Genomic DNA, 22,419 nt, shown 5'->3' on the forward strand with positions numbered 1-22,419 from the left:
CGCGGACCGGTAGATCCCGGCGACCCGGGCAGGAGCCCGATGTGCGGGGAGAGGTGAGCGGGATGCCGGTCGAACCGCACCCGCGCGGTGCCGCCCCGTTCGACACCTCCGGGATCCGGCGCGACAGCCGCGGAATCGCGCACTACACCGGCCTTCCCGCGTCGTTGGTGACCATGTTCCGGTCCACTGCGGAACGCTTCCCGGACAACGAGGCGCTCGTCGAGGTCGACGGCGAGCGGCTCACCTACCGGCAGTTGTGGGACCGGGCGGCACGCGTCGCAGGCGGGTTGCGCGCGGCCGGGATCGGCCGGGGCGACCGGGTGGCGAGCTTGCTGCCCGCCGGGGTGGGTTGGGTGCTGGGATTCCTGGGCACGCAGCTGGCGGGGGCGGTCGCGGTGCCGGTGAACATCCGGTTCGCCGCACCCGAGATCGACTACGTGCTGACGGACTCCGGCGCGAAGCACGTGCTGCGACCAGGCGATCCGCTGCCCGACGGTCCGGCCCGCGCGGTCGACGACCTGGCGCCGGACGACCTCGCGGCGATCTTCTACACCAGCGGCACCACGGGCTTCCCGAAGGGTGCGATGACGACCCACGAGAACTTCCTGTCCAATGTGGAGACCGCGCTGCGGGTGATGGGCACGGACCGCGCCGAGGGCCCGGCGCAGCGCAATCTGGTGTCGGTGCCGCTGTTCCACGTGACCGGCTGCAACACCCAGCTGCTCGTGCAGCTCGCCCTCGGCGGCACCACCGTCGTGCTGCCGGACTTCCAGGCGACGCGGTTCCTGCGCACCCTCGTCGAGGAGCGGATCAACACCCTCATCACGGTCCCCGCGATCTACGCGCTGGCGCTGGCGCAGCCCGAGTTCGCGGACCTCGACGTCAGCGCGGTCACCCAGGTCAACTACGGCGGCGCCCCGATCGCCCCGGCGCTGGTCGAGCGGATCAAGGCGGGCTTCCCGCGGGCCCGGGTGGGCAACGGGTTCGGCCTGACCGAAACGTCGTCGATCGCGACGTTCCTGCCGCACGAGTGGGCCGCCGAGCACGCCGACTCGGTCGGGTTCGCCGCGCCCGTGGTGGATCTGGCGCTGGACGCGCCGGACCCGGAAAACGGCGTCGGCGAGCTGCTCATCCGCGGCCCGAACATCGTGGCCGGGTACTGGAACAAGCCGGAGGCGACCGCGAACGCCTTCGCCGACGGCTGGCTGCGCACCGGCGACCTGGCGAGCATCGACGAGCACGGCCTGGTCCGCGTCGTCGACCGCGCCAAGGACATGATCAACCGGGGCGGCGAGAACGTGTACTCGGTGGAGGTGGAGAACGCGCTGGCCGGAGCGCCCGGCGTCGCCGACGTGGCGGTCGTCGGCGTGCCGGACGACGTGATGGGGGAGAAGGTCGGCGCGGTGGTGGTGCCGCCGCCGGACGGCGAGTTCGACCCGCGGGCCGCGCTGGCCTACCTGGCGGATCGCCTCGCCGACTTCAAGGTGCCGCAGTACTTCGTGGTGCGCGCGGAACCGCTGCCCCGCAATCCGGGAGGGAAGCTGCTCAAACGCCAACTCCGCGAGCAGACCGAGTGGGGAAATCCCGTCTGGGGCCGCTGAGCCTTCAGGACCCGTGCGCACTTTTTGCTGCTATTGCAACCGAAAGTGCACACGGGTTCTCATGGCTGCCAGGCAGGGTTGCGGCCGGTGAGGCCGACGAGCTTGTCCAGCGGCGTCGCGTCGGCCGGGACCTCGACGGCCGGGCCGAACGGGCTGTCGGGGCTGGGCTCCTCGGTCGCCCACGCGGACACGAACTCCAGGGCCGACGCCAGCGACGTGGCGTCGCACCGGAATTGCTGCCCGGTGGCCTTCGCGATGTCCCAGCCGTGCACCACCAGCTCGTTCATCGCGACCGCGCCCACGACCGAACCCGGCAACTGGATGCCACCGGCCTGCGTCATGCCATCCCATGCCGCCGGGTCGCGCCACGCTTCGGCCATCGCGGTCAGCTGGGCGGGGATGCGGGTGCGCCAGTCGCCGGGAAGCCGGGTGGCGTCTCCGGACGGTCCCCCGCCGGTCTGCGAGAAGTCCTTCGCAGCCGCCGCGGCGAACGCCAGCGACAGGCCGCTGACGTGGTCGATCAGGTCGCCGAGGGCGTACTCGGTGCACGGCGTGGGCGCGCCGAGCTGGTCGTCGGCAACGTTCCCAAGCAGGGTCACCAGGTGCTCGGCGGCCGGCCGGAGGTCGGGCAGGTCGGTCATTTCGCGGCTCCTTCGCAGTCCGTTCTGGTGGGGTAGACCGCTCCGGCGGCCGATTCTCATCGGTGGGCCCGCCCGCTGCCCGAGGTGCGCCGCGGAGTTACGGTACCGGTCGGTATCGAGCACCACGGGAGCGAACGCATGGGGGACCAACCGCGCAGGGTGGAGTACGTGCTGATCCTGGGCGCGCTGTCGGCGTTCGGCCCGCTGTCGATCGACATGTACCTGCCCGCCTTTCCGGCGATCGCCGGCGATCTGCAAGCCGGGCCGTCGCAGGTGCAGCTGTCGCTGACGGCGTGCACGGTCGGCCTGGCCCTGGGACAGCTCGTCGCCGGGCCGCTGTCGGACACCTTCGGCCGCCGCCGGCCGTTGCTGATCGGGCTGGTGGTGTTCACCTTGGCGTCGCTGCTGTGCGCGGTCGCGCCGTCCGCGTACGCGCTGGCCGGGCTGCGGTTGGTGCAGGGCCTCGGCGGCGCCGCCGGAATCGTCATCGCCCGCGCCGTGGTGCGGGACCTGTACTCGGGCGTGGCGATGGCGCGGTTCTTCTCGCTGCTCATGCTGGTCAACGGGCTGGCGCCGATCCTCGCGCCGTTGATCGGCGGGCAGATGCTGCGGGTGACGTCGTGGCGCGGCGTGTTCCTGGTGCTCGGCGTGATCGGCGTGGTGCTGCTGGTCGCGACCGCGTTCGGAGTGCGGGAGACGCTGCCCGGCGAGTCGCGGCGGCCCGGCAGCCTGGGCAGCACGCTGCGGACCTTCGGAAGCCTGCTCGGCGACCGGGCGTTCGTCGGGTATTCGCTGTCCGCGGCGCTGGCGTTCGCGGCGATGTTCGCCTACATCGCCGGTTCGTCGTTCGTGCTGCAGGACGTCTACGGCATGTCGCCCCAGCTGTTCAGCCTGGTGTTCGGCGTGAACTCGCTGGGCATCGTGCTCTTCGGGCAGCTCAACGGCCGGCTGGTGGCCCGGGTCGACCCGAGCCGGCTGCTGGCCATCGGGCTGGGCGTCAACGCGGTCGGCGGCATCGCGGTGGCGTTGTCCGCCGTGTTCGGTCTGGGCTTGCCGGGGCTGCTGCCGGCGCTCTTCCTGGTGGCATCGAGCATGGGCGTGGTGTTCCCCAACGCCACGACCCTGGCGCTGTCCGGGCACCCCGAGACGGCCGGGAGCGCATCGGCGCTGCTGGGCGTCATGCAGTTCCTGGCCGGTGGCCTCGCGGCGCCGCTGGTGGGTTCGGCGGGCACCGGCACGGCGCTGCCGATGGGCGTGGTGATGGGGGCCCTGTCGCTGTCCGCGGTCGTGGTCTACCTCGCGCTGACCCGCCGCGCCCGCGCCGAGGCGCTGTCGGGCGACCGTGCGGAGGAGCGGACCACCCAGCGCTGATCAGCTGGACCGAGAACCATGGTTGTCGGGTGATCAACGAACGAACCACCGATCTCGACCGGTTGCCCGGGGAGTTCTGGCTGCTGTTCGCCGCCGTCGGCGGCAGCGACCTCGGCACCCAGATCAGCTTCGTCGGTGGGCGTCCGCGCGGTGCTGTGGGTCTCGGCGGGCGTCTTCGCGGTCAGCTGGCTCGTCGTCTTCTGCTCGCCGCTGCGCTGCCTGCGGAGCCGCGCGTTCCGGCACGTAGGTAACCAGTTGTAACCGACTGCTCGGCCGTGCTATAGGTACCTGGTGGTTACCAGTGAGGACAGCGTCCTCAAGCGCGGGGATCTGACCGATCCGAACTGCCCGACCCGGCTGGTGCTGGACCGCATCGGGGACAAGTGGACGGTGCTGGTGGTGACGCTGCTGTCCGACGGCCCGATGCGCTTCACGCGGCTGCGCACCGGCATCGGCGGTGTCGCCGCGAAGGTGCTGACGCAGACGTTGCGCGCGATGGAGCGCGACGGACTGGTGATCCGGACCGTATACCCGGAGGTGCCGCCGAGGGTGACCTACGAGCTGACCGAACTCGGGCATTCGCTCCGCGGGCCGGTGGAGGCGATCGCCGACTGGTCCGAGCGCAACGTCAACCGCATCCTCGCCGCCCGTGCCGCCGCCGACCAGGGGTGATCAGACCGGCTGCGCCGCCCAGTCGAGGACCTCGCGGCAGGTGTCGATCAGCCGTTGCCGCAGGACCGCGGCCTCGGCGGCGAAGTCGCGCTGCCGCCGGACGTAGTCGGCACGGCCGTCGGGGGTTTCGATCGCAACCGGCTCGTAGCCGAGTTCGCGCAGGTCGTACGGGCTGGCGCGCATGTCCAGTTCGCGCACCCGCACGGCCAGTTCGAAGCAGTCGGCGACCAATTCGGCGGGCACGAACGGTTCGAGCTTGTAGCTCCACTTGAACATGTCCATGTTCGCGTGGAGGCAGCCCGGCTGTTCCAGGCGGACCTGGTCGGCGCGCTCGGGCTGCAGCACGTTGAGCGGGCGGGCCTGCGGGGTGAAGAACCGGAAAGCGTCGTGGTGCGTGCAGCTGATCGGCATCGATTCGACGACCTCGTCGGTGCCGTCGTGCCCGAGGCGCAGCGGCCACCCGGTGTGCCGGATCTCTTCCGGTCGCGTCCGGTAGACCATGGCCCACTCGTGCAGGCCGAAGCAGCCGAGCCGGGCCTTCCGGGAGGCCGTGGCGGTCAGCAGCCCGAGCACGAATTCGGTGCTGGCGCGGCGTTTCTCGGTCAGCGCGGCGGGATCGAGCGCGACGCCCTCCGGCGTCTCGGCGAAGCCCCGCCGGGCCAGGAACTCCTCGCCGCCCGCCAGCGCGACGCCGACGCCGGGCTGCCAGCGCTCCAGCCGGGCCGGGCGGAACGAGTAGTAGGTGAAGAGGAAGTCGAGCACCGGGTGCTTCCGGTGCTCGTGCTGGCGTCGGCGGTGCGGCTGCGTCCAGCGCGCGACCCGCTCCCGGTGGGCGGCCTGCCGGGCGCGCCAGTCCTGCTCAGACAGCACAATCATCGCCGGTCAGGGTAGTCGAGGCGGGTGTCGGGCCGGTCAGCGGCGGAAGAACTTGAACCAGTCCAGGTCCAGGAAGTCCCCGCTTCCGTCCGAGGCGAAGGACAGGTACACGTCCCGCTTGCCGGTCACTGGCTCCTGCAGGTCGACCGGCACCTCCTTCCACTTCTGGCCGTCCGCGGTGGTGGACGATACGTTGATCTTGCCGACGACCTTGCCCTTCGGGCCGCCGAGCCGGACCTCGATCTTCGCCTTCACCCCGTCGTCGACCCACGTCCGCAGCCGCGCGGAAACCTGGGTCGCAGGCTCGGGGCCGAAGTCGATGCCCCGGAACAGCACCCCGTCGCCGTTGTCGATCGGCCCGATGAACCCGACCTGCCCCTCCTCGTCGGTGGCGACGCCACCGGACTCCGTCCCGAAGGACTCGGCCTCGATCATGCGGTAGGCGGACGTGCCGGGACCCTGTCCGGGCGTCGGTTCCAGCGGCGCCACGCCCGGGGTTCCGCTCGGGCGTTCGGCGACTCCGGCGTAGAAACCGGCAACCCCGGCGGCGCCCGCGAGCAGCATCGCGAGCCCGCCCGCCACGACCGCCGCCCGGCGCCCGTTCCCGCTTTTCGGCGCGCTCACCGGCGCGGTGGGCAGGGTTTGCGACGAGGTGCTCGGGTGGGTGTGTGGGAGCGGCGCGGGCTCGGTGGCGTCGAGCAGGGCGTCGAACGGGGCCTCCCCGGCGTCGCGCGCCAGGTCCTGGAGGCGGCGGCGCACCTCGAGCAGTGGCATTCGCCGCTCGGGATCCTTGACCATCAGGCCGCTGATGACCTCGCCGACCGGGCCGCTCTGGCGGTGCTGCGGCACCGGCCCGTGCACGATGGAGCTGACGGTGATCAGCGGGTCGCCGGAGGCGTCGTACGGCAGCCGGCCTTCGGCCGCCGCGAACAGCGTCGCGCCGAGGCTCCACAGGTCGGCGGACGGCCCCAGGGAGCGGCCCATCGCGATCTCCGGCGCCAGGTAGGCGGGCGTGCCGACCAGGACGCCGGTGCGGGTGAGGGTCGATTCCGCGGCGTTGCGGGAGATGCCAAAGTCGGCGAGCTTGACCTGGCCGTGCCGCCCCAGCAGCACGTTGCCGGGCTTGACGTCGCGGTGCACGATGCCCACGTGGTGCGCCGCCTGCAGGGCCGCGGCGACGCTGTCGACCAGCACGGCGAGTTGGTGCGGGTTCAGCGCCCCGTGCTTGTTGAGCACGCTCGACAGGCTCTGCGCCCGCACCAGTTCCATCACGACGAACGGCTGCTCGCCATCGCGTGCGACGTCGTAGAGCATGACGGCGTTGGGGTGGCTGAGCACCGCCATCGAGCGCGCCTCGCGCAGGGCTCGTTCGCGCAGCTCGGCGGCCTCCTCTTCGGGGATGCCGGGGGACAACCGGAGCTCTTTGACCGCCACCGGCCGCTGCAGCAGCTCGTCGGTGCCGGACCAGACGTAACCCATCGCGCCGCGGCCGATGGTGCCCTCCAGCCGGTACCGGCCGCCGATGACACGGGGGGCGGTGCTGACCTGTTGATGGTGAGCCACGACCCGATCATCTCGCACACCGTGACCCTAATGGGTGACAAATCGGCCAATGGTCACGGTTGCCGCACCGCGTCTTCCGGGCCGCGGCGGCGGCCCGGAAGACGCGCGGCCGTCAGTGCACGTGGGTGGCGTCGCGGACGGTGCCCACATACTCCTCGACGAGGTCCTCCATGGCGACGACGCCAACGGGTTCGCCCGTGGTGTCGACGGCCATGGCGAGGTGGCTCCCGGCCCGGCGCAGCGACGTCAGCGCCTCGTCGAGCAGAGCGCCCACCGGCACCGTCGGCAGCCGCCGGATGCGGCCGGGCGCGATGGGAGTGGAGGGGTCGTGCCCGGCCTGGTCGAGCACGTCCTTGACGTGCAGGTAGCCGCGCAGCGCACCGTCATCACCCCGCACCGGGAACCGGGAGAACCCGGTCTCGGTCACCACCCGTTCCACATCGCCCAGCGTCGGGCGCTGCGGCAGCGTCGTCAGGTCCGGCAGCGGCACGAGGACGTCGGAGACGGTGTGCTCCACCGACGACAGCGTCTGCGCCAGCCTGCGGTGCTCGGACTGCTCCAGCAGGCCTTCGCGGCGGGATTCCACCAGGAGCTCGGCGAGTTCCGCCGAGGTGTAGGCGGTGTCGAGTTCCTCCTTGGGCTCCACCCGCAGCAGCCGCAGCACGGCGTTGGCCAGCATGTTGAACACGGCGATCAGCGGCCGGGCCAGGGTGACGAACCCGACCAGCGGCGGCACCAGCCACAGCGCGAGGCGCTCGGGTTCGGCGATCGCCAGGTTCTTCGGCACCATCTCGCCGACGAGCACGTGCAGGACGACCACGATCGCCAGCGCGATCGCGAACGCCACGGCGTGCATGACCGGCTCGGGGACGCCGAGGGCGGCGAAGGGCACCTCCAGCTGGTGGGCGACGGCGGGTTCGCCCAGTCGGCCCAGGCCCAGCGAGCACAGCGTGATGCCCAGCTGGGCGCTGGTGAGCATCAGCGAGCCCTCCTGGCTCGCCTTGATCACGATCCTGGCCCGGCTCTTGCCCTGGGCCAGCAGCGCCTCCAGCCGGTCCCGGCGGGACGACAGCAGCGAGAACTCCGCGCCCACGAAGAACGCGTTGAGCAGCAGCAGAACGACACCGAGGACGATCGCGAAACCGTCGCTCATCGGACTTCCTCCACGACCTCGACGGACGCCGGCTGCCGGATGAGCCGCAGCTCGGCGATGCGGTGGCGGTCCATCCGCGTGACGGTCAGCTCCCATCCGTCGGGGTCGAGGCGATCGCCGACCTCGGGGATGCGGCCCAGCCGGGCCAGCACGAAACCGGCGACGGTCTCGTAGTCCCCGTCGGGCACGGCGAACTCGGTGGCCTCGGCGAGCTCGTCCGGGCGCAGCCGCCCGGAGATGATCCAGGTGTCATCGCCGACGCGGCGCACGGCGGCGATCTCGCGGCGGTCGTGCTCGTCGCGGACGTCGCCGATGATCTCCTCGACGACGTCTTCCAGCGTCACGATGCCTGCCGTGCCGCCGTACTCGTCGACCACCACGGCCAGCTGGAGCCCGGACCCGCGCAGCCGGTTCAGCAGCGCGTCGCCGTCCAGCGTCTCCGGCACCGTCGGCACCGGCCGGGCCAGCGACCCCACCGGAGTCGTCGCACGGCGGGACGCGGGCACGCCGAACGCCTGCTTGACGTGCACGACTCCGTGCACCTCGTCCAGATCGGCGCCGTGTACCGGGAAGCGGGAGAACCCGGTGCGGCGGGCGATGTCGAGCAGGTCCAGCACGCTTTCGTCGGCCGTCAGCGACTCGACGCGCACGCGCGGGGTCATCAGCTCCTCGGCGGTCCGATCGCCGAAGCGCAGCGACCGGTCCATCAGCTGGGCGGTCGCGGAGTCCAGCGTTCCGTGCTCGGCGCTGGAGCGCACGATCGAGCCGAGCTCGTCGGGCGAACGCGCCGACCGGAGTTCCTCCTGGGGCTCGATGCCGAAGCGGCGCACGACCCAGTTGGCGCTGTTGTTCATGGCGTCGATCAGCCAGCGGAAGACCTGCGAGAACCCGGCGTGGTAGCCGGAAACCGCGCGCGCGGTCGGCAACGGCCGGGCGATCGCGAGGTTCTTGGGCACCATCTCGCCGAAGACCATCGACAGCGTGGTGGCCAGCAGGATCGCCAGCGTCAGCGACACCGCCCCGGCGGCCTCGCCGGGCAGCCCCAGCGCGGTCAGCGCCGGCCGGATCAGGTCACCGATCAAGGGCTCGGCGACGTAACCGGTGATCAGGGTCGTCAGCGTGATCGCGACCTGAGCGCCGGAGAGCTGGAACGACAGCGTCCGGTGCGCCTTCTGCACGGCCCGCGCGCGCCGGTCGCCGACCTGGCGGACGTGCGCGTCCACCGTGCTGCGTTCCAGGGAGGTCAGCGAGAACTCCGCGGCGACCGCCAATCCGGTGCCCAGCGTGAGGATGCCGACGAAAACGAGGCCGAGAACGGCCAGCAGGATCTCCATCACCGATCACCCCGGGCGGGGAAACCGGCCATCAGATTCGGAAAGCCGGGACTATGTCCCGGCTCGGTACTGCCCTCAGGGGATTGTGCCGCAGGCACTGAAGACGTCACTCCTAGACAGAAAATCGGAAAAATACGACGCCAGTATACGGGGTCCGGACCGGTCCGGCCGCGCCAACATCATCACGATCGTCCGAGCAGGGCCAGGAGCTTGGCCTGCTCATCGGCGTCGGCGGCCACCGGGCGCGGCGGGGCGAAGATGCCCATGTCCGCCCAGGCCGGGATCTGCGGGGCGAACACGGTGTGCACCGCGGTCACCAGCGCCGGATCCAGCCGGTCGTCGGCGCCGATGCCGCGGGCCAGGTCCCAGGCGTGCACCGCCAGGTCCAGCGTCATCTGCCAGCCGTAGTCCTGCGCCGGGATCACGCCGCCGGTCACGTTGACCTCGCCATCGGTCGCGCCAGGCTCGTCCCACGCCCGCCGGGCCGCTGCGGCAGCCTCCCGCCACGCGCCGACCGGGTCGGTGCCCAGGACGTCACCGTCGAAGCGGTCGCCGACCTCGTCCAAGGTCGCGCCGTCGAGCAGCCACGGCACCCACAGCTGCTCGGACACCAGGTGGCCGAGCAGGTCCCGGACGCTCCACCGCGTGCACGGCGTCGGCGCGTCCCACTGGTCGTCGCCGATGTGTCGCACCCTGGTGTCGAACTCGGCCATGGCCCTGCGGTGGGCGTCCAGCAGCTGCATGATTTCTCCCGATGAGCGTTGTGAAATCGGTCACGGAGCGCCCGGAGGCGGCGGCGGAATCCCTGGCCACGCGTCCAGTGTGGCTGGTCGGGGGCGCTCGTGGCCTCCGCGGCGAGGCGGGTTTACGCCCCGGTGGTCTGGGCCACTGGGGCGAGACGTAACCTGCCGCAGGTTTCGTCGAGCGGCTACCGCCGCCAGGTCACACACGAGAGGACGTGATCGTGAGCACACCCACGGTTGCGGACGCACCGCAGAGGGGCTTCTTCGGCCACCCCCGCGGCTTGTCGACGCTGTTCTTCACCGAGATGTGGGAGCGGTTCTCCTACTACGGCATGCGGGCGATCCTCGGGTACTACCTGTACTTCGCGGTCGCCGAGGGCGGTCTGGGGATCCCCGAGTCGACAGCGCTGTCGGTGGTCGGCGTCTACGGCGCCTCCGTCTACATGACCGGCATCCTCGGCGGCTGGCTCGCCGACCGGGTCGTCGGCGCGCAACGTGCGGTGTTCTACGGCGGCTGCGTGATCATGCTCGGCCACATCAGCCTGGCCCTGCCCGGCGGCATCGCCACGGTGGTGCTCGGGCTCGTGCTGCTGGTGATCGGCACCGGGCTGCTGAAGCCGAACATCTCCGGCCTCGTCGGCGGGCTCTACGGCGAACACGACACGCGCCGCGACGCCGGGTTCTCGATCTACTACATGGGCATCAACCTCGGCGGGTTCCTGGCGCCGTTCGTCGTCGGCACCCTCGGCGAGAAGGTCAGCTGGCACGTCGGGTTCGGCGCGGCGGCCGTCGGCATGGCGATCGGCCTGATCCAGTACCAGTTCGGGCGCAAGAACCTGGGCTCGGCCGGGCTGGTTCCGGTCAACCCGCTGCCCGCCGGGCACAAGGGCCGCGTGCTGGGGCGCGCGGTCGGCATCGGCCTGGTGTTCATCGCGGTCCTGGTCGGCCTGTCGGTGAGCGGCGTGATGGGCCTCGACGGCCTGGTCAACGTGATCAGCCTGATCTCCGCGGTGCTGCCGGTCATCTACTTCGCGGTGATGCTCTCCAGCAAGCAGATCACCAAGATCGAGCGCGACCGGTTGATCGCCTACATCCCGCTGTTCCTGGCGACTGCGCTGTTCTTCCTGCTCTTCGAGCAGCAGCCGAACTCGCTGGCCAACATCGCCGAGGCGGACACCGACCTGAACATCTTCGGGTTCGTGATCCCGGCGTCGTGGTTCCAGTCCATCAACTCGCTGGCGATCATCGTGCTGGCGCCGCTGATGGCGTTGCTGTGGACGAAGCTGGGGGAGCGGCAGCCGTCGACCCCGCAGAAGTTCGTCGGCGGCCTGTTCTTCGTCGGCGTCTCGTTCCTGTGGGTCGTGCTGTCGAAGTTCGTCGCCGGCGACGGCAAGCACCTGCCGATCATGCTCGCGCTGGTGTTCGTGATCATGACCTTCGGTGAGCTGATGCTCTCGCCGGTCGGCCTGTCGGCGAGCACCAAGCTGGCGCCGAAGGTCTTCGCCTCCCAGACCATGGGCCTGTACTTCCTGGCCCCGGCGATGGGGCAGGGCCTCGGCGCCCAGGTGGTGAAGCTGTACTCGGTGGACAACCAGCCGGTCTACTTCGGCATCGTCGGAGCGGCCACGATCGGCTGCGCGGTGCTCCTCCTGCTCGGCTCCAAGAGCATCAAGCGCTACATGCACGGCGTGAATTAAGGAGCTTCCGACTCATCCTGCGTGGCGGTGCGGGTGGCGGAACCTCAGAGGCCTTCTCGGCTCCGGGATCCCCGGCACACGTATGACCAATACGTCGTGGCGGGGCTGTCCTCGCTGGGAGAACCCCAGAGGGGTGGGCACCGAGAACCCGCGGCGGCGCCGGTTGCGTAGGTGGGCTAAGCGGCTTCGCCGCTTCAGAAGCAAGTCATCGTGAACGAGAAGAGGCCGGCCCCGGTGATCCCGGGGCCGGCCTCTTCTCAGCGCAGGTCGAAGGTGCGGGGTTTCTCCGGGGCCGCCGGGTCCGGGTTCGCGTGGCCCGCGACCGTGACGTTCCCGCTCGGCAGCACGCCCCGGACGAGGTAGTCGGTGCCGATCCGGTCCACCTCGGCGTTGCCGGCCATCGCCCACACACCGTGCTTGCCCGCGTCCTTCTCGGTGACCAGCACCGACGACGGCAGCGACCGGTGCATCTCCACCGCGCCCGCGTACGGGGTCGCGACGTCGTGCTCCGAGTTGATCACCAGCATCGGCGGCAGCCCCGCACCGGTGATCTTGAGCGGCTGCTGCCGGGGAGCCTGCCACACCCGGCAGGGCGCGACGGTCCAGCTGTTGTACCAGGCGGCCAGCGGGTACTCGGCGGCCAGCTCTTCGGAGTCGCGCTCCCACTCGCTGCGGCGGGTCGGCCACGGGGCGTCCGCGCACTCCACGGCGTTGTAGATGGCGTTGCTGTTCTCCGCCGCCGCGTCCTTCGCCGACACCTGCGCGACGAGCTTGCGGTCGTCGCTGCGGAGGCGGAAGTCGGCGACCGCCTCGGCGAGGTCTTGCCAGTTGCTCTCGCTGTAGAGGGCGCCGAAGGTGATGTCGGTGAGCTCCGACGGCCCGAGCGCGCCCCGCGCCCCCTTGCGGAGCTCGGCCTGGACGCCGTCCCAGGCGGCCTGCACCTGGCCGCGGTCGGTGCCGAGGTGGAACACCTGGTCGTGCTGGGCGATCCAGTCGAAGTAGATGCCCAGCCGCCGCTGCCCGGCGATGTCCTGGTTGAGGTTGTTGCGGTACCAGACTTCGGAGGTGTCCGGGTTGACCGTGCTGTCCAGGACCATCCGTTCCACGCGCTCCGGGAACAATTGTCCGTACACCGCGCCGAGGTAGGTGCCGTAGGAGTAGCCGAGGTAGCTGATCTTCTGCTCGCCGAGCGCGTCCCGGATGCGGTCCATGTCCCGGGCGTTGGTCGGCGTGTTCAGGTGGGGCAGGTACTTTCCGGCCCGCTGCGCGCACCCGTCGGCGTACTCCTGGGCGCGCTGCCAGTTCTGCTCGCGGGTCTGCGGCGAGTCCGGGTCGGGCAGCGGCTGCCGCCAGTAGGTGGCCGGGTCCACGCAGCTGATCGGGGTGCTGTGCGCGGAATTGCGGGTGTCGAACCCGACCAGGTCGTAGGTGTCGAGCACCTCGGCGGGCAGCCGGCCGGCCAGCGTGCCGGCGAAGGCCACCCCCGGCCCGCCCGGGCCGCCGGGGTTGATCAGCAGCGAGCCGCGCCGGGCTTCGGGCTTGCGCGCCGGCGACTTCGCGATCAGCAGCTGCAGCTTCTCGCCGTTCGGCGCGGCGTAATCCAGCGGCACGTCGAGGTTGGCGCACTGCAGCTGCGGGTGGGGCTTGCTGATGTCCTGCGGGCACGCGCCGAACTGCAGGCCGGGCGCGGCCTGGGCGGCCGCTCCCGGCGCCGCGGTGCCGGCCAGCACCGCGGCCCCGGCGAGACCGAGCGCGATCGAACGCTTCACGGGCGTCTCCTCGTGGAGTGGAACCTGGTTCAGGGCGGAGCGTAATCGGTGGCCCGGTTCCACACCCGGCAGCGAAAGTCCGTGTCCCCCGGCCGATTCCGGTTCAGCCGGCCAGCAGGGCGGCGGCGACGCGACCGACATCCGCCCCGGTGGTGCGCCAATTGCTGAAGGCCGCGCGCAGACCGGGCGTTCCCTTGTAGACGGTCGGGGTGAGGAACGCTTCCCCGGATCCGGCGACGGATCGGGCCAGTGCGCCGACCCGCTCGGCGGTGGGGTCGTCGGCGAGGGTGAAGCAGACGACGTTGAGGCGCACCGGTGCGAGCAGCCGCAGGTGCGGCATCCCGGCGATCCGGTCGCCGAGGTCGCGGGCCAGCGCGATGTCCCGCTCGACGATCTCGCGGTGCCCCTGCCGCCCGTAGGCGGCGAGCGTGAACCAGGCCGGCAGGGCGCGCAGGCGGCGCGAGTTCTCCGGAGTGAGGTGGATGAAGTCCGGGTCCTCGGTGATCCGCCCCAGGTACGCGGCCGCGTTCTGGAACACCCGGACCTGCAGGTCCCGGCGCCGGGTGAACTGGATCGCGCTGTCGTAGGGCACGTTGAGCCACTTGTGCAGGTCCACGCACACCGAGTCGGCCTCGTCGATGCCTGCGACCAGTTCGGTGTGCGGCGGGGACAGCGCGGCGAAGCCCCCGAAGGCGGCGTCGACGTGCAGCCAGAACGGGAAGCGCCGGCGCAGTTCGGCGATCGCCCGCAGGTCGTCGAAGTCCACGGTGTTGACCGTTCCCGCATTGGCCACCACGATCGCGGGCCGCCCGTCGAGCGCGGCGAGTGCCGCGGAAAGCCGATCGACGTCGACCGCCTCCCGATCCGGCAACGTGGCCACCTCGCGAACGCAACCGCGGCCCAGGCCGAGCATCGAGAGCGCCTTGTAGACGCTGGAATGCGGACTGCCGGAAAGCACCGGGACGTTCCCGAGCGCTGCAGCGCCGTCTTGCGCCACGGACACGCCGAGCTGCTCACCGACCCATTCGCGGCCGATCGCCAGCCCGACGAAGTTCGACATCGTCGCGCCGCTGACGAACGCGCCTTCGTGCGCCGTGCCGAGGCCGAACAGCTCGCGCAGCCAGCCGGTCGCTTCGCGTTCCAGATCCAGCGCCGACGAGTCGCCGCCGGCCGCCGCGTTCTGGTCGAACGTGCTGGTCAGCCAGTCGCCCGCCACGGCAGCCGGGGTTGCGCCACCGGTCACGAACCCGAGGTAGCGGGGCCCCGCGCTGCCGGAGAAGCCCGGCGCCCAGCGGCTCTGGAACCGTTCTAGGGCGGCTTCGGCGCCGACGCCGGAATCGGGCAGCGACTCAGGATTCGGCGGTGCGGGCGGCACGGCGGCCGACCGGTCCGCGATCCCGGACAGCGCCTCGACGGCGCATCGCCGAGCGATGTCGAGCAGCTCGGGCAGCCGGGCGAGGTCTTCGGAGAGCTTCGGGTGCAATGCGACATCCTTCGTGAGCGTTTGATCCGGCAGAAACCGGAAAACTCACTCACGACCGTAACGAAGCAGCCGCGCCGCGGCGCGGTCCAATCCGGATCGACTGGACTGCCCGGCAGCTCAGGCGGCGGGTTGCTTCTCGGGCGTGGCCGCGGGGAGTTCGCGGGCCAGGTCTTCGGCGACCTGGGTCGTGCGGTCCAGCCAGCGAATGGTGCGGTGCAGGGAGGTCGGGCCGTCGGTCAGCGATTCGGCGATGTCGTGCAGCGCGTCGGCCGTGCGGTGCGCCGAGGCGATCGCCGCCTCGAAGCTGACCTGGGCCTCGTCGGTCAGCGACTCCACCGCGTCGGCCAGCGCCCACAGCAGTTCGGCCAGCCGGTTGCGGGTGTCCTCGTCGACCATGTCCACAGTGGAGGACAGCGCGACCGCCAGGTTGCGCACGTAGTACGCGCAGCCGCTGAGCATCGCCACCGACCGCTGGACCTGGCTGCGCCGGGAGCGCAGCCGGTAGCTGGTCAGCGGCTTCGCGCTGGTGATCACCCGCTGCAGGCCGTCGTCGAGGTCGCGCATCGACTCCTGCAGGCCGGCGACCGTGCCGTGGTCGCTGATCTCGGTGCCGGTGCCGCGCAGGAAGTCCCGCAGCGTCAGCAGGAAGTCCTGGATGTTGGTGCGCACCAGGAAGCGCGTGCGGGTGGGCAGCACGAACACCGCCGCCAGCACGCCCGCCACCGCGCCGACCGCGGTCTCCCACAGCCGCGTCTCCAGGACGGCCTCGTCGAAGGTGCCGAGCATCCCGTAGAGCGCGCCGAGCAAGGTGGTGATGAAGAACGTCATCACCGCGTACGAGTAGCCGGCGAAGTAGAAGCCCAGGAACACGCAGGTCAGGATCATGGCGATCTCGGCTGGGGTGTTGCCGGAGATCTGCGCGGCGACCAGGATGCCCGCGACCACGCCGAGCATGGTGCCCGCGGTGCGCTGCCACGCCCGCACCAGCAGCTCGCCGCGGCTGTTGGTGCTGATGAACACGACGAACGCGGTGATCACCGCCCAGTACCACCGGTTCGGCGAGACCAGCTGGCCCAGCATGATCGCCAGCGCGGTCGCGCAGGTCACCTGGATCGCGGTCCGCAGCTCGGGCCGCCGCAACCCGGTCTCGTCGTCCTCCGCCGGCTCCGGCTCGCCGGCCGGTTCCGGCGGCACCTCCTCGCGGCGTTCGCCGCCGAGCTCGCCGGTCGCGTCGGCCAGCTCCGCGAGCCCGGCGCCGAGCCGCCGCACCGCCATCGCGATCTCCACCGAGCCCTGCTGCTCGATCCCCTCGGCGACCAGCCGCGTGGCCTCCCGGACCTCCCGCGGCTCGGTGTTGAGCACCGCGAGCAGCGCGGTGATCGCGTGCGGCACGGTGGCGCCGCCGCTGGGGTGGTCGACGAGCCGCATCAGCGGGGTGAGCAGGTTCTCGGCCGCGAGTTCGACGTCGAGGATGCGCTGCCGGAGCAGTTCGCGGCCGGCCTCGTCGAGGTCGTCGAGCTGGCCCACGGTGTTCTCCAGCATCAGCGAGGTCTCGTTGAGCCGCACCGAGCGGTTGTGCAGTTCGCGTCGCCGCTGCGTCGAATCCGGGTGCTCGGCGACGTCGCGCACCGCGTGCAGGAGGCCGTGCACCTGGGCGCGCAGTGTGTGGCGGCCGCGTTCGAGCACGCCTTCGGGATCGTCCCGCAGCACGAGGAACCGCATCGCGAACGCGGCCAGCGCCCCGACCACCGCCGCCGCGATCAGCGCGGGCAGTTGCGGCAGCTGGGGGCGCAGGAACATCGCGAAGAAGTAGCCCATGAACGCGACCATCCCCAGCGGGAAGAACCGCGGCCCGAACCGGCGGATGTAGGTGGCGGTGAAGATCACCACCAGGAACAGCAGGCTGTGCGGCAGCGGCCACGGCGAGGTGAGGATCGACAGCAGCAGCGCGAGCACCGCGGGCAGCGGCATCAGCACGTTGGTGATCTTCTGCTGCCGCCGGTCCGGGTCGTTGATGCCGAGCGAGGAGTTGATCGCCACCACCGCGGCCAGCATGGCCAGCGGCAGCGGCTGCCCCCACCACGCCAGCAGCGGCAGCACCACCACGAGCGAGAGCGCGACCGACAGCGTCACCCGGGCCGCGGTGCGCAGGCGGCGCAGCGCCGGGTCCGAGGCGAGGAAGCGGTTCCACCACTCGCTCCACATGCGCCGCGCGCTCCTTCGGGGTGTGCGCCGAACCCGGATGGTCCTGCAGGGGCTCGGCCGTTCGCGGTAGCGAGATTACCCGGGCGAGCCGCGCGGGTCAGCTACCGCGGTGGCGGCGGACGCTCTCCTCGACGACGTCCAGCACTGCGGGGAGGTGTTCCGCGGGCAGGCCCATCGCCAGGTGGGACACGAGTCCCTCCAGCACCAGCTCCAGGTAGGCGGTCAGCACGTCGACGTCGACGTCGTCGCGGAGGTTGCCGGCGTCGCGCTGCCACTTCAGCCGGGCGCGGGTGGCGGTGGTCAGCTGCTCGGAACGCTGCGCCCAGCGCGCCCGGAACTCCTCGTCCGTGCGCAGGCGGCGCGACACCTCCAGCCGGGTGCCCAGCCAGTCCGCGCCGGGCGCGCTGCTGGTGCCGCCTGCGGGTCCGGCGAGCAGGTCGCGCATCACCTGCACCAGGCCCTGCTCGGCAACCACGTCGGCCATCCGGGTCGCGTCGTCCTCGGCCAGCGCGAGGAACAGCGACTCCTTGTCCTTGAAGTGGTGGAAGATCGCGCCCCGGGACAGGCCGGTCGCTTCTTCCAGCCGCCGCACGGTGGCGCCTTCGTAACCGAAGCGCGCGAAGCACGACCGGGAGCCGTCGAGGATCTGACGGCGCCGGGCGTCGAGGTGGTCTTGGCTGACCCGAGGCATGTCCTGATCGTCCCAGGTGCGGCCGCCACATTGCAATCCGTACGTACGTTTTGCTGCGCATGTCCCAACCGATGGGCGACCTCCGACCATATGGTCGCCGGGGCCGGCGGAACCGTTACCCGCGTGGCGGTCGAGATCCGGGAAAAGCGGGTGGGGGAACGGGTTTCCCGTTCCTCGTACCAGTTCTCCGGATCAAGAACAAGGGTCGCGGGCGTCAGGGGGGAGCGGTAGCGTCGGTAACCGGCCAATTACAGGGGGTGATCAAATTGCCCACTACGACCGATCCCGCCGCCGCCGACTTCCCGGCCTCCCGGGTCCGAACCAGGGCCGAGGCCGAGGCCTACGTCGCGTCGGTGTGCTTCAAGCACGGTCCGCCGCGACTGCTGGGCATCGAACTCGAATGGACCGTGCACCACTCCGACGACCCGGGCCGAACGCTCGACGCCGCGACGCTGATCGCCGCGCTCGGCCCGCACGCCCCGCGCTCCCTGGTCCCGGACAGCCCGCACCGCGAACTGCCCAACGGCTCGGTGCTCACCGTCGAACCCGGCGGCCAGGTCGAGATCTCCAGTCTTCCCACCACGTCCATGCGGTCGCTGTTCAGCGTCGTCGCCACCGACGCCGAGTACGTCGAGCGCCGACTGCGCGCCGCCGGGCTGGTGCTCGGCGAACAGGGCACCGATCCGTGGCGGTACCCGAACCGGATCCTGCAGGTGCCGCGCTACGCCGCGATGGAAACCGCCTTCGACCGCATCGGCCTGGACGGCCGGTTGATGATGTGCAGCACCGCCGGCGTGCAGGTCTGCCTCGACGCCGGTGAACCGGACCGGGTGGCCGCTCGCTGGGCGGCGCTGCACGCGCTGGGGCCGGTGATGATGGCGACTTTCGCGAATTCGCCGATGCTCTTCGGCGAACGCACCGGCTGGGTGTCCACCCGCACCCGCGCGCTGCTGCGCACCGATCCGCCGCGCACCCGGCCCGGCCCGATCACCGTCGATCCGGCGGCCAGCTGGGCCAAGCGGGTGCTCGACACCGCGATCGTGTGCCTGCGCCGCGACGACGGGGACTGGACGGCGCCCAGCGGCATCAGCTTCGCGGAGTGGATCCACGGCGCGTTGCCGCACCCGCCCACCCGCGACGACCTCGACTACCACCTGTCCACGGTGTTCCCGCCGGTCCGGCCGCGCGGCTACTTCGAGGTCCGCTACCTCGACGCGCAGCCCGGCCAGGACTGGATGCTGCCCGCGGGTGCGCTGATCGCGCTGTTCCGTGATGAATCCACTGTGGACAAGGTGTTGGCGATGACGTCCCCGGCGGTCGGCCGGTGGGTGCAGGCCGCGCGGCACGGGCTGCTGGACCCGGCGTTGGCGCGCAGCGCCCGCGACGTGTTCGAGCTGGCGTGCCGGCACCTGGAGGAGGAACCGGACAGCCCGGCCGGACTGGCCGGGCGGCTGGCCGACTTCGTGGCGCGGCGGCTCGCCGCGCCCGCCGACCGCTGACGAAACCGGAGGTGACCGGTGGAAAGCACGCAAGATCTGGTGGATCTGGGGATCGCCGACCTGCGCGCGCACGTGGCCGCGGAACTCGCGCGCACCCGGCAGCGCAGCGCCGAGCTGACCGATTCGGTCGACGACGAGGACCTCGTGAAGCAGCATTCGCCGCTGATGTCGCCGCTGGTCTGGGACCTGGCGCACGTCGGCAGCCAGGAGGAGTTGTGGCTGGTGCGCGACGTGGGCGGAGCGCCGGCGATCCGCCCGGAGATCGACGACCTCTACGACGCGTTCCAGCACGCCAGGGCTGACCGCCCGCAGCTGCCGCTGCTGGGCCCGGCCGAGGCGCGCGAGTACGTCGCAACGGTGCGCTCGAAGGTCTTCGACCTGGTCGACCGCGTCCCGCTGGAGGGGCGGCGGCTGGTCCAGCAGGCGTTCGCCTTCGGCATGATCGTGCAGCACGAGCAGCAGCACGACGAGACGATGCTGGCCACCCACCAGCTGCGGGACGGGCCACCGGCCCTCGCGGCCGAGCCGCCACCATCCGATGTGGACGTGCTGCCGCCCGAGGTGTTCGTGCCCGGCGGGCCGTTCACCATGGGCACCTCCGCGGAACCCTGGGCGCTGGACAACGAGCGACCGGCGCACCAGGTCCACGTCGACGACTTCTACCTCGACAGCGCCCCGGTCACCAACGGCGCGTACCTGGCGTTCATCGACGCCGGCGGCTACGACGACCCGCGCTGGTGGAGCGACGCGGGCTGGGCGCACCGGCAGCGGGCCGGGCTGCGGGCGCCGCGGTTCTGGTGGCTGGAGGGCGACCGGTGGCTGCGCCGCCGGTTCGGCCACGTCGAGCCGGTGCCGCCGGAGGAGCCGGTGGTGCACGTCAGCTTCCACGAGGCCGAGGCGTACGCGGCGTGGGCGGGCAAGCGGCTGCCCACCGAGGCCGAGTGGGAGAAGGCCGCGCGGTTCGACCCCGCGAGCGGCCGGTCCCGGCGGTACCCGTGGGGCGACGCCGACCCGCGTCCCGAGCACGCCAACCTGGGGCAGCGGCACCTGCGGCCGGCGCCCGCCGGGGCGTATCCGGACGGGGCGGCGCCGTGCGGCGCGCGGCAGCTCATCGGCGACGTCTGGGAGTGGACGGCGACCGACTTCTCGCCGTACCCGGGGTTCTCGGCGTTCCCGTACCGCGAGTACTCCGAGGTGTTCTTCGGGCCCGACTACAAGGTGCTGCGCGGCGGCTCGTTCGGCACCGACGCCACCGCGTGCCGCGGCACCTTCCGGAACTGGGACTACCCGATCCGGCGGCAGATCTTCGCCGGCTTCCGGTGTGCCCGGACGCCCGGACGAGGGGAGTGCGACTGACCGATGTGCCGGCACGTGGGATATCTGGGGCCAGCCGTGTCGCTGGCGGAACTGCTGCTCGAACCGGCCCATTCGCTGCTGGAGCAGACGTGGGCGCCCAATGACATGCGCGGCGGCGGCACGATCAACGCCGACGGCTTCGGCGTCGGCTGGTACCGGCCGGACGGCGCGGTCGCCCGCTACCGGGCCGCCGTTCCGATGTGGACGGACGAATCGTTCCGGCAGACGGCCGCGGACGTGCGCAGCGGCGCGGTGGTCGCGGCGGTCCGCTCGGCGACCGCCGGCATGCCGGTGACTCCGGGCGCGTGCGCGCCGTTCACCGATGACACCTGGCTGTTCAGCCACAACGGCCGGGTCACCGGCTGGCCGGATTCGCTGGCGAAGCTCGCCGCCGGGCTGGAGGTCGTGGACATGCTGACGCTGGAGGCGGCCACCGACTCGGCGTTGCTGTGGGCGCTGCTGCGGCAGCGGCTGGCAGACGGCGAGGAGCCGGACCGGGCGGTGCGGGAGCTGGTGTGCGAAGTCGTCGCCGCCGCACCGGATTCGCGGCTGAACCTGCTGCTCTCCGACGGTGCCCGGCTGATCGCCACCACCTGGACGCACGCGTTGTGGGTGCGCCGGTCGGAGGAGTCGGTGGCGGTGGCGTCGGAGCCGTTCGGCCCGGAAGCCGGGTGGGTCGAGGTCCCGGACCGGTGCCTGCTCGTCGCGGACACCGCGGATGCGCGGGTGACGTCGTTGTCGGAGTTGTCGATGGGGGAGCGATGAGCGAGCCGGAACTTCTCGTCCGATTCACCGAGGAAGACGCGGCCCGGGCGCTGCGCACCGATGCCCGCGAGGGGTTGACGGACAGCCCGAAGTGGTTGTCTCCCAAGTGGTTCTACGACGCGGCGGGCAGCGACCTCTTCGAGCGGATCACGGCCCTGCCGGAGTACTACCAGACCCGCGCCGAGCAGCAGATCCTGCAGCGGCGCGCGCTGGAGATCGCCGAGATCACCGGCGCGGCCACCCTGGTCGAGCTCGGGTCCGGCTCGTCGGAGAAGACCAGGCTGCTGCTGGACGCGCTGCGCAAGACCGAGACCCTGGAGCGGTTCGTGCCGCTGGACGTGTCCGGGTCGGCGCTGCGCGCCGCCGCGGAGTCCATCGCGCTGGACTACCCGGAACTCCGGGTGCGCGGCGTCGTCGACGACTTCACCAGCGGCCTGTCCGCGCTGGACGCGGGGGCGGGCCGGCTGGTCGCGTTCCTGGGCGGCACGATCGGGAACCTGCTGCCGGCCGAGCGCGCGGGTTTCTTCGCCGCGGTGCGCGCGGCGCTGCGGCCGGGCGAGTGGCTGCTGCTGGGCACCGACCTGGTGAAGGATCCCGGGCGGCTGGTGCGCGCCTACGACGACGCGCAGGGCGTGACCGCGGAGTTCAACCGCAACGTGCTGCGGGTGCTCAACCGGGAACTCGGCGCCGACTTCGCGCCCGAGCGGTTCCGGCACGTGGCTCTGTGGAACGCCGAGCAGGAGTGGATCGAGATGCGGCTGCGGGCCGACCGGCCGATGCACGTGCGGCTGCCGGAGCTGGGGCTGGGCGTGGACTTCGCCGAGGGAGAGGAGATCCGCACCGAGATCTCGGCGAAGTTCCGGCACGGCCGGGTCCGCGACGAGCTGGCGGTGGCCGGATTCGAGCTGCGCCACTGGTGGCTGGACGACGCCGAGGAGTTCGCGCTGTCGCTGGCCGAGGCGCGGTAGAGCCGATCGGTGAATTGGGCGGTGATCACCCC

Annotated in this window: 19 protein-coding genes; 9 read left to right on the forward strand and 10 right to left on the reverse strand. The window is 71.6% G+C overall.

Features of this window, described 5'->3' with window-relative positions; translation table 11 throughout:
• Positions 1-62 precede the first annotated feature (62 nt).
• Positions 63-1,601 (forward strand): class I adenylate-forming enzyme family protein, encoded by a 1,539-nt coding sequence (locus ACWEV3_RS13155; RefSeq protein ID WP_452614054.1) that lies wholly within the window; start codon positions 63-65, stop codon positions 1,599-1,601.
• Between the two features lie 59 nt (positions 1,602-1,660).
• Here the strand turns inward: ACWEV3_RS13155 and ACWEV3_RS13160 are convergent, their stop codons facing one another.
• Positions 1,661-2,242, reverse strand: coding sequence for a TIGR03086 family metal-binding protein (locus ACWEV3_RS13160; RefSeq protein ID WP_452614055.1), 582 nt, complete (start codon positions 2,240-2,242; stop codon positions 1,661-1,663).
• A 138-nt stretch (positions 2,243-2,380) separates the two neighbouring features.
• On the opposite strand from ACWEV3_RS13160, the gene ACWEV3_RS13165 reads away from it, so the two are divergent.
• From ACWEV3_RS13165 to ACWEV3_RS13175, 3 genes are read left to right on the forward strand one after another with little or no spacing between them, the layout of a single operon-like run.
• On the forward strand, positions 2,381-3,613 hold the full coding sequence (locus ACWEV3_RS13165; RefSeq protein ID WP_452614056.1) for a Bcr/CflA family multidrug efflux MFS transporter: 1,233 nt from the start codon (positions 2,381-2,383) through the stop codon (positions 3,611-3,613).
• Positions 3,614-3,642: 29 nt separating this feature from the next.
• Positions 3,643-3,864, forward strand: a complete 222-nt coding sequence (locus ACWEV3_RS13170) for a hypothetical protein (RefSeq protein ID WP_452614057.1) — start codon at positions 3,643-3,645, stop codon at positions 3,862-3,864.
• Positions 3,865-3,904: 40 nt separating this feature from the next.
• Entirely contained in the window at positions 3,905-4,285 is a 381-nt protein-coding gene (locus tag ACWEV3_RS13175) for a winged helix-turn-helix transcriptional regulator (RefSeq protein ID WP_452614058.1), read from the forward strand.
• Here ACWEV3_RS13175 and ACWEV3_RS13180 read toward each other — a convergent pair whose 3' ends face one another.
• The 5 genes from ACWEV3_RS13180 to ACWEV3_RS13200 all read right to left on the reverse strand — a co-directional run bounded on the left by ACWEV3_RS13180 (position 4,286) and on the right by ACWEV3_RS13200 (position 9,954).
• Complete coding sequence (locus tag ACWEV3_RS13180; protein WP_452614059.1) at positions 4,286-5,161, reverse strand: 3-methyladenine DNA glycosylase; 876 nt, start codon at positions 5,159-5,161, stop codon at positions 4,286-4,288.
• Positions 5,162-5,197: 36 nt separating this feature from the next.
• The gene (locus ACWEV3_RS13185; protein WP_452614060.1) at positions 5,198-6,724 is read right to left on the reverse strand and encodes a protein kinase domain-containing protein; all 1,527 of its coding nucleotides are present in this window, start codon (positions 6,722-6,724) and stop codon (positions 5,198-5,200) included.
• 112 nt (positions 6,725-6,836) lie between these two features.
• A complete protein-coding gene (locus tag ACWEV3_RS13190) occupies positions 6,837-7,877 on the reverse strand; it encodes a hemolysin family protein (RefSeq protein ID WP_452614061.1) in 1,041 nt (346 codons plus the stop codon).
• Positions 7,874-9,211: a hemolysin family protein gene (locus tag ACWEV3_RS13195; protein WP_452614062.1), complete on the reverse strand. Its 1,338-nt coding sequence runs from the start codon at positions 9,209-9,211 to the stop codon at positions 7,874-7,876. Before ACWEV3_RS13195 ends, ACWEV3_RS13190 begins: the two co-directional genes overlap by 4 nt.
• 182 nt (positions 9,212-9,393) lie before the next feature.
• Entirely contained in the window at positions 9,394-9,954 is a 561-nt protein-coding gene (locus ACWEV3_RS13200; RefSeq protein WP_452614063.1) for a TIGR03086 family metal-binding protein, read from the reverse strand.
• A gap of 221 nt (positions 9,955-10,175) precedes the next feature.
• Here ACWEV3_RS13200 and ACWEV3_RS13205 point away from each other — a divergent pair, with 221 nt between their 5' ends.
• Positions 10,176-11,651: a peptide MFS transporter gene (locus ACWEV3_RS13205; RefSeq protein WP_452614064.1), complete on the forward strand. Its 1,476-nt coding sequence runs from the start codon at positions 10,176-10,178 to the stop codon at positions 11,649-11,651.
• Between the two features lie 257 nt (positions 11,652-11,908).
• Here ACWEV3_RS13205 and ACWEV3_RS13210 read toward each other — a convergent pair whose 3' ends face one another.
• The 4 genes from ACWEV3_RS13210 to ACWEV3_RS13225 all read right to left on the reverse strand — a co-directional run bounded on the left by ACWEV3_RS13210 (position 11,909) and on the right by ACWEV3_RS13225 (position 17,799).
• Positions 11,909-13,420: an alpha/beta hydrolase gene (locus tag ACWEV3_RS13210; RefSeq protein WP_452614065.1), complete on the reverse strand. Its 1,512-nt coding sequence runs from the start codon at positions 13,418-13,420 to the stop codon at positions 11,909-11,911.
• A gap of 103 nt (positions 13,421-13,523) precedes the next feature.
• A complete protein-coding gene (locus ACWEV3_RS13215; protein ID WP_452614066.1) occupies positions 13,524-14,903 on the reverse strand; it encodes a pyridoxal phosphate-dependent decarboxylase family protein in 1,380 nt (459 codons plus the stop codon).
• 117 nt (positions 14,904-15,020) lie between these two features.
• The gene (locus tag ACWEV3_RS13220; protein ID WP_452614067.1) at positions 15,021-17,108 is read right to left on the reverse strand and encodes an FUSC family protein; all 2,088 of its coding nucleotides are present in this window, start codon (positions 17,106-17,108) and stop codon (positions 15,021-15,023) included.
• A 97-nt stretch (positions 17,109-17,205) separates the two neighbouring features.
• Positions 17,206-17,799, reverse strand: a complete 594-nt coding sequence (locus ACWEV3_RS13225; RefSeq protein WP_452614068.1) for a TetR/AcrR family transcriptional regulator — start codon at positions 17,797-17,799, stop codon at positions 17,206-17,208.
• A 266-nt stretch (positions 17,800-18,065) separates the two neighbouring features.
• Between ACWEV3_RS13225 and egtA the strand changes: the two genes are divergently transcribed.
• From egtA to egtD, 4 genes are read left to right on the forward strand one after another with little or no spacing between them, the layout of a single operon-like run.
• Positions 18,066-19,298, forward strand: coding sequence for an ergothioneine biosynthesis glutamate--cysteine ligase EgtA (egtA, locus tag ACWEV3_RS13230; protein WP_452614069.1), 1,233 nt, complete (start codon positions 18,066-18,068; stop codon positions 19,296-19,298).
• 18 nt (positions 19,299-19,316) lie between these two features.
• Positions 19,317-20,654 (forward strand): ergothioneine biosynthesis protein EgtB, encoded by a 1,338-nt coding sequence (gene egtB / locus ACWEV3_RS13235; protein ID WP_452614070.1) that lies wholly within the window; start codon positions 19,317-19,319, stop codon positions 20,652-20,654.
• A gap of 3 nt (positions 20,655-20,657) precedes the next feature.
• The gene (gene egtC / locus ACWEV3_RS13240) at positions 20,658-21,419 is read left to right on the forward strand and encodes an ergothioneine biosynthesis protein EgtC (protein ID WP_452614071.1); all 762 of its coding nucleotides are present in this window, start codon (positions 20,658-20,660) and stop codon (positions 21,417-21,419) included.
• On the forward strand, positions 21,416-22,387 hold the full coding sequence (egtD, locus tag ACWEV3_RS13245; protein ID WP_452614072.1) for an L-histidine N(alpha)-methyltransferase: 972 nt from the start codon (positions 21,416-21,418) through the stop codon (positions 22,385-22,387). The genes egtC and egtD overlap by 4 nt, the downstream gene beginning before the upstream one ends.
• The last annotated feature ends 32 nt before the right edge of the window (positions 22,388-22,419 follow it).

Source organism: Saccharopolyspora sp. NPDC003752, from assembly GCF_053605825.1.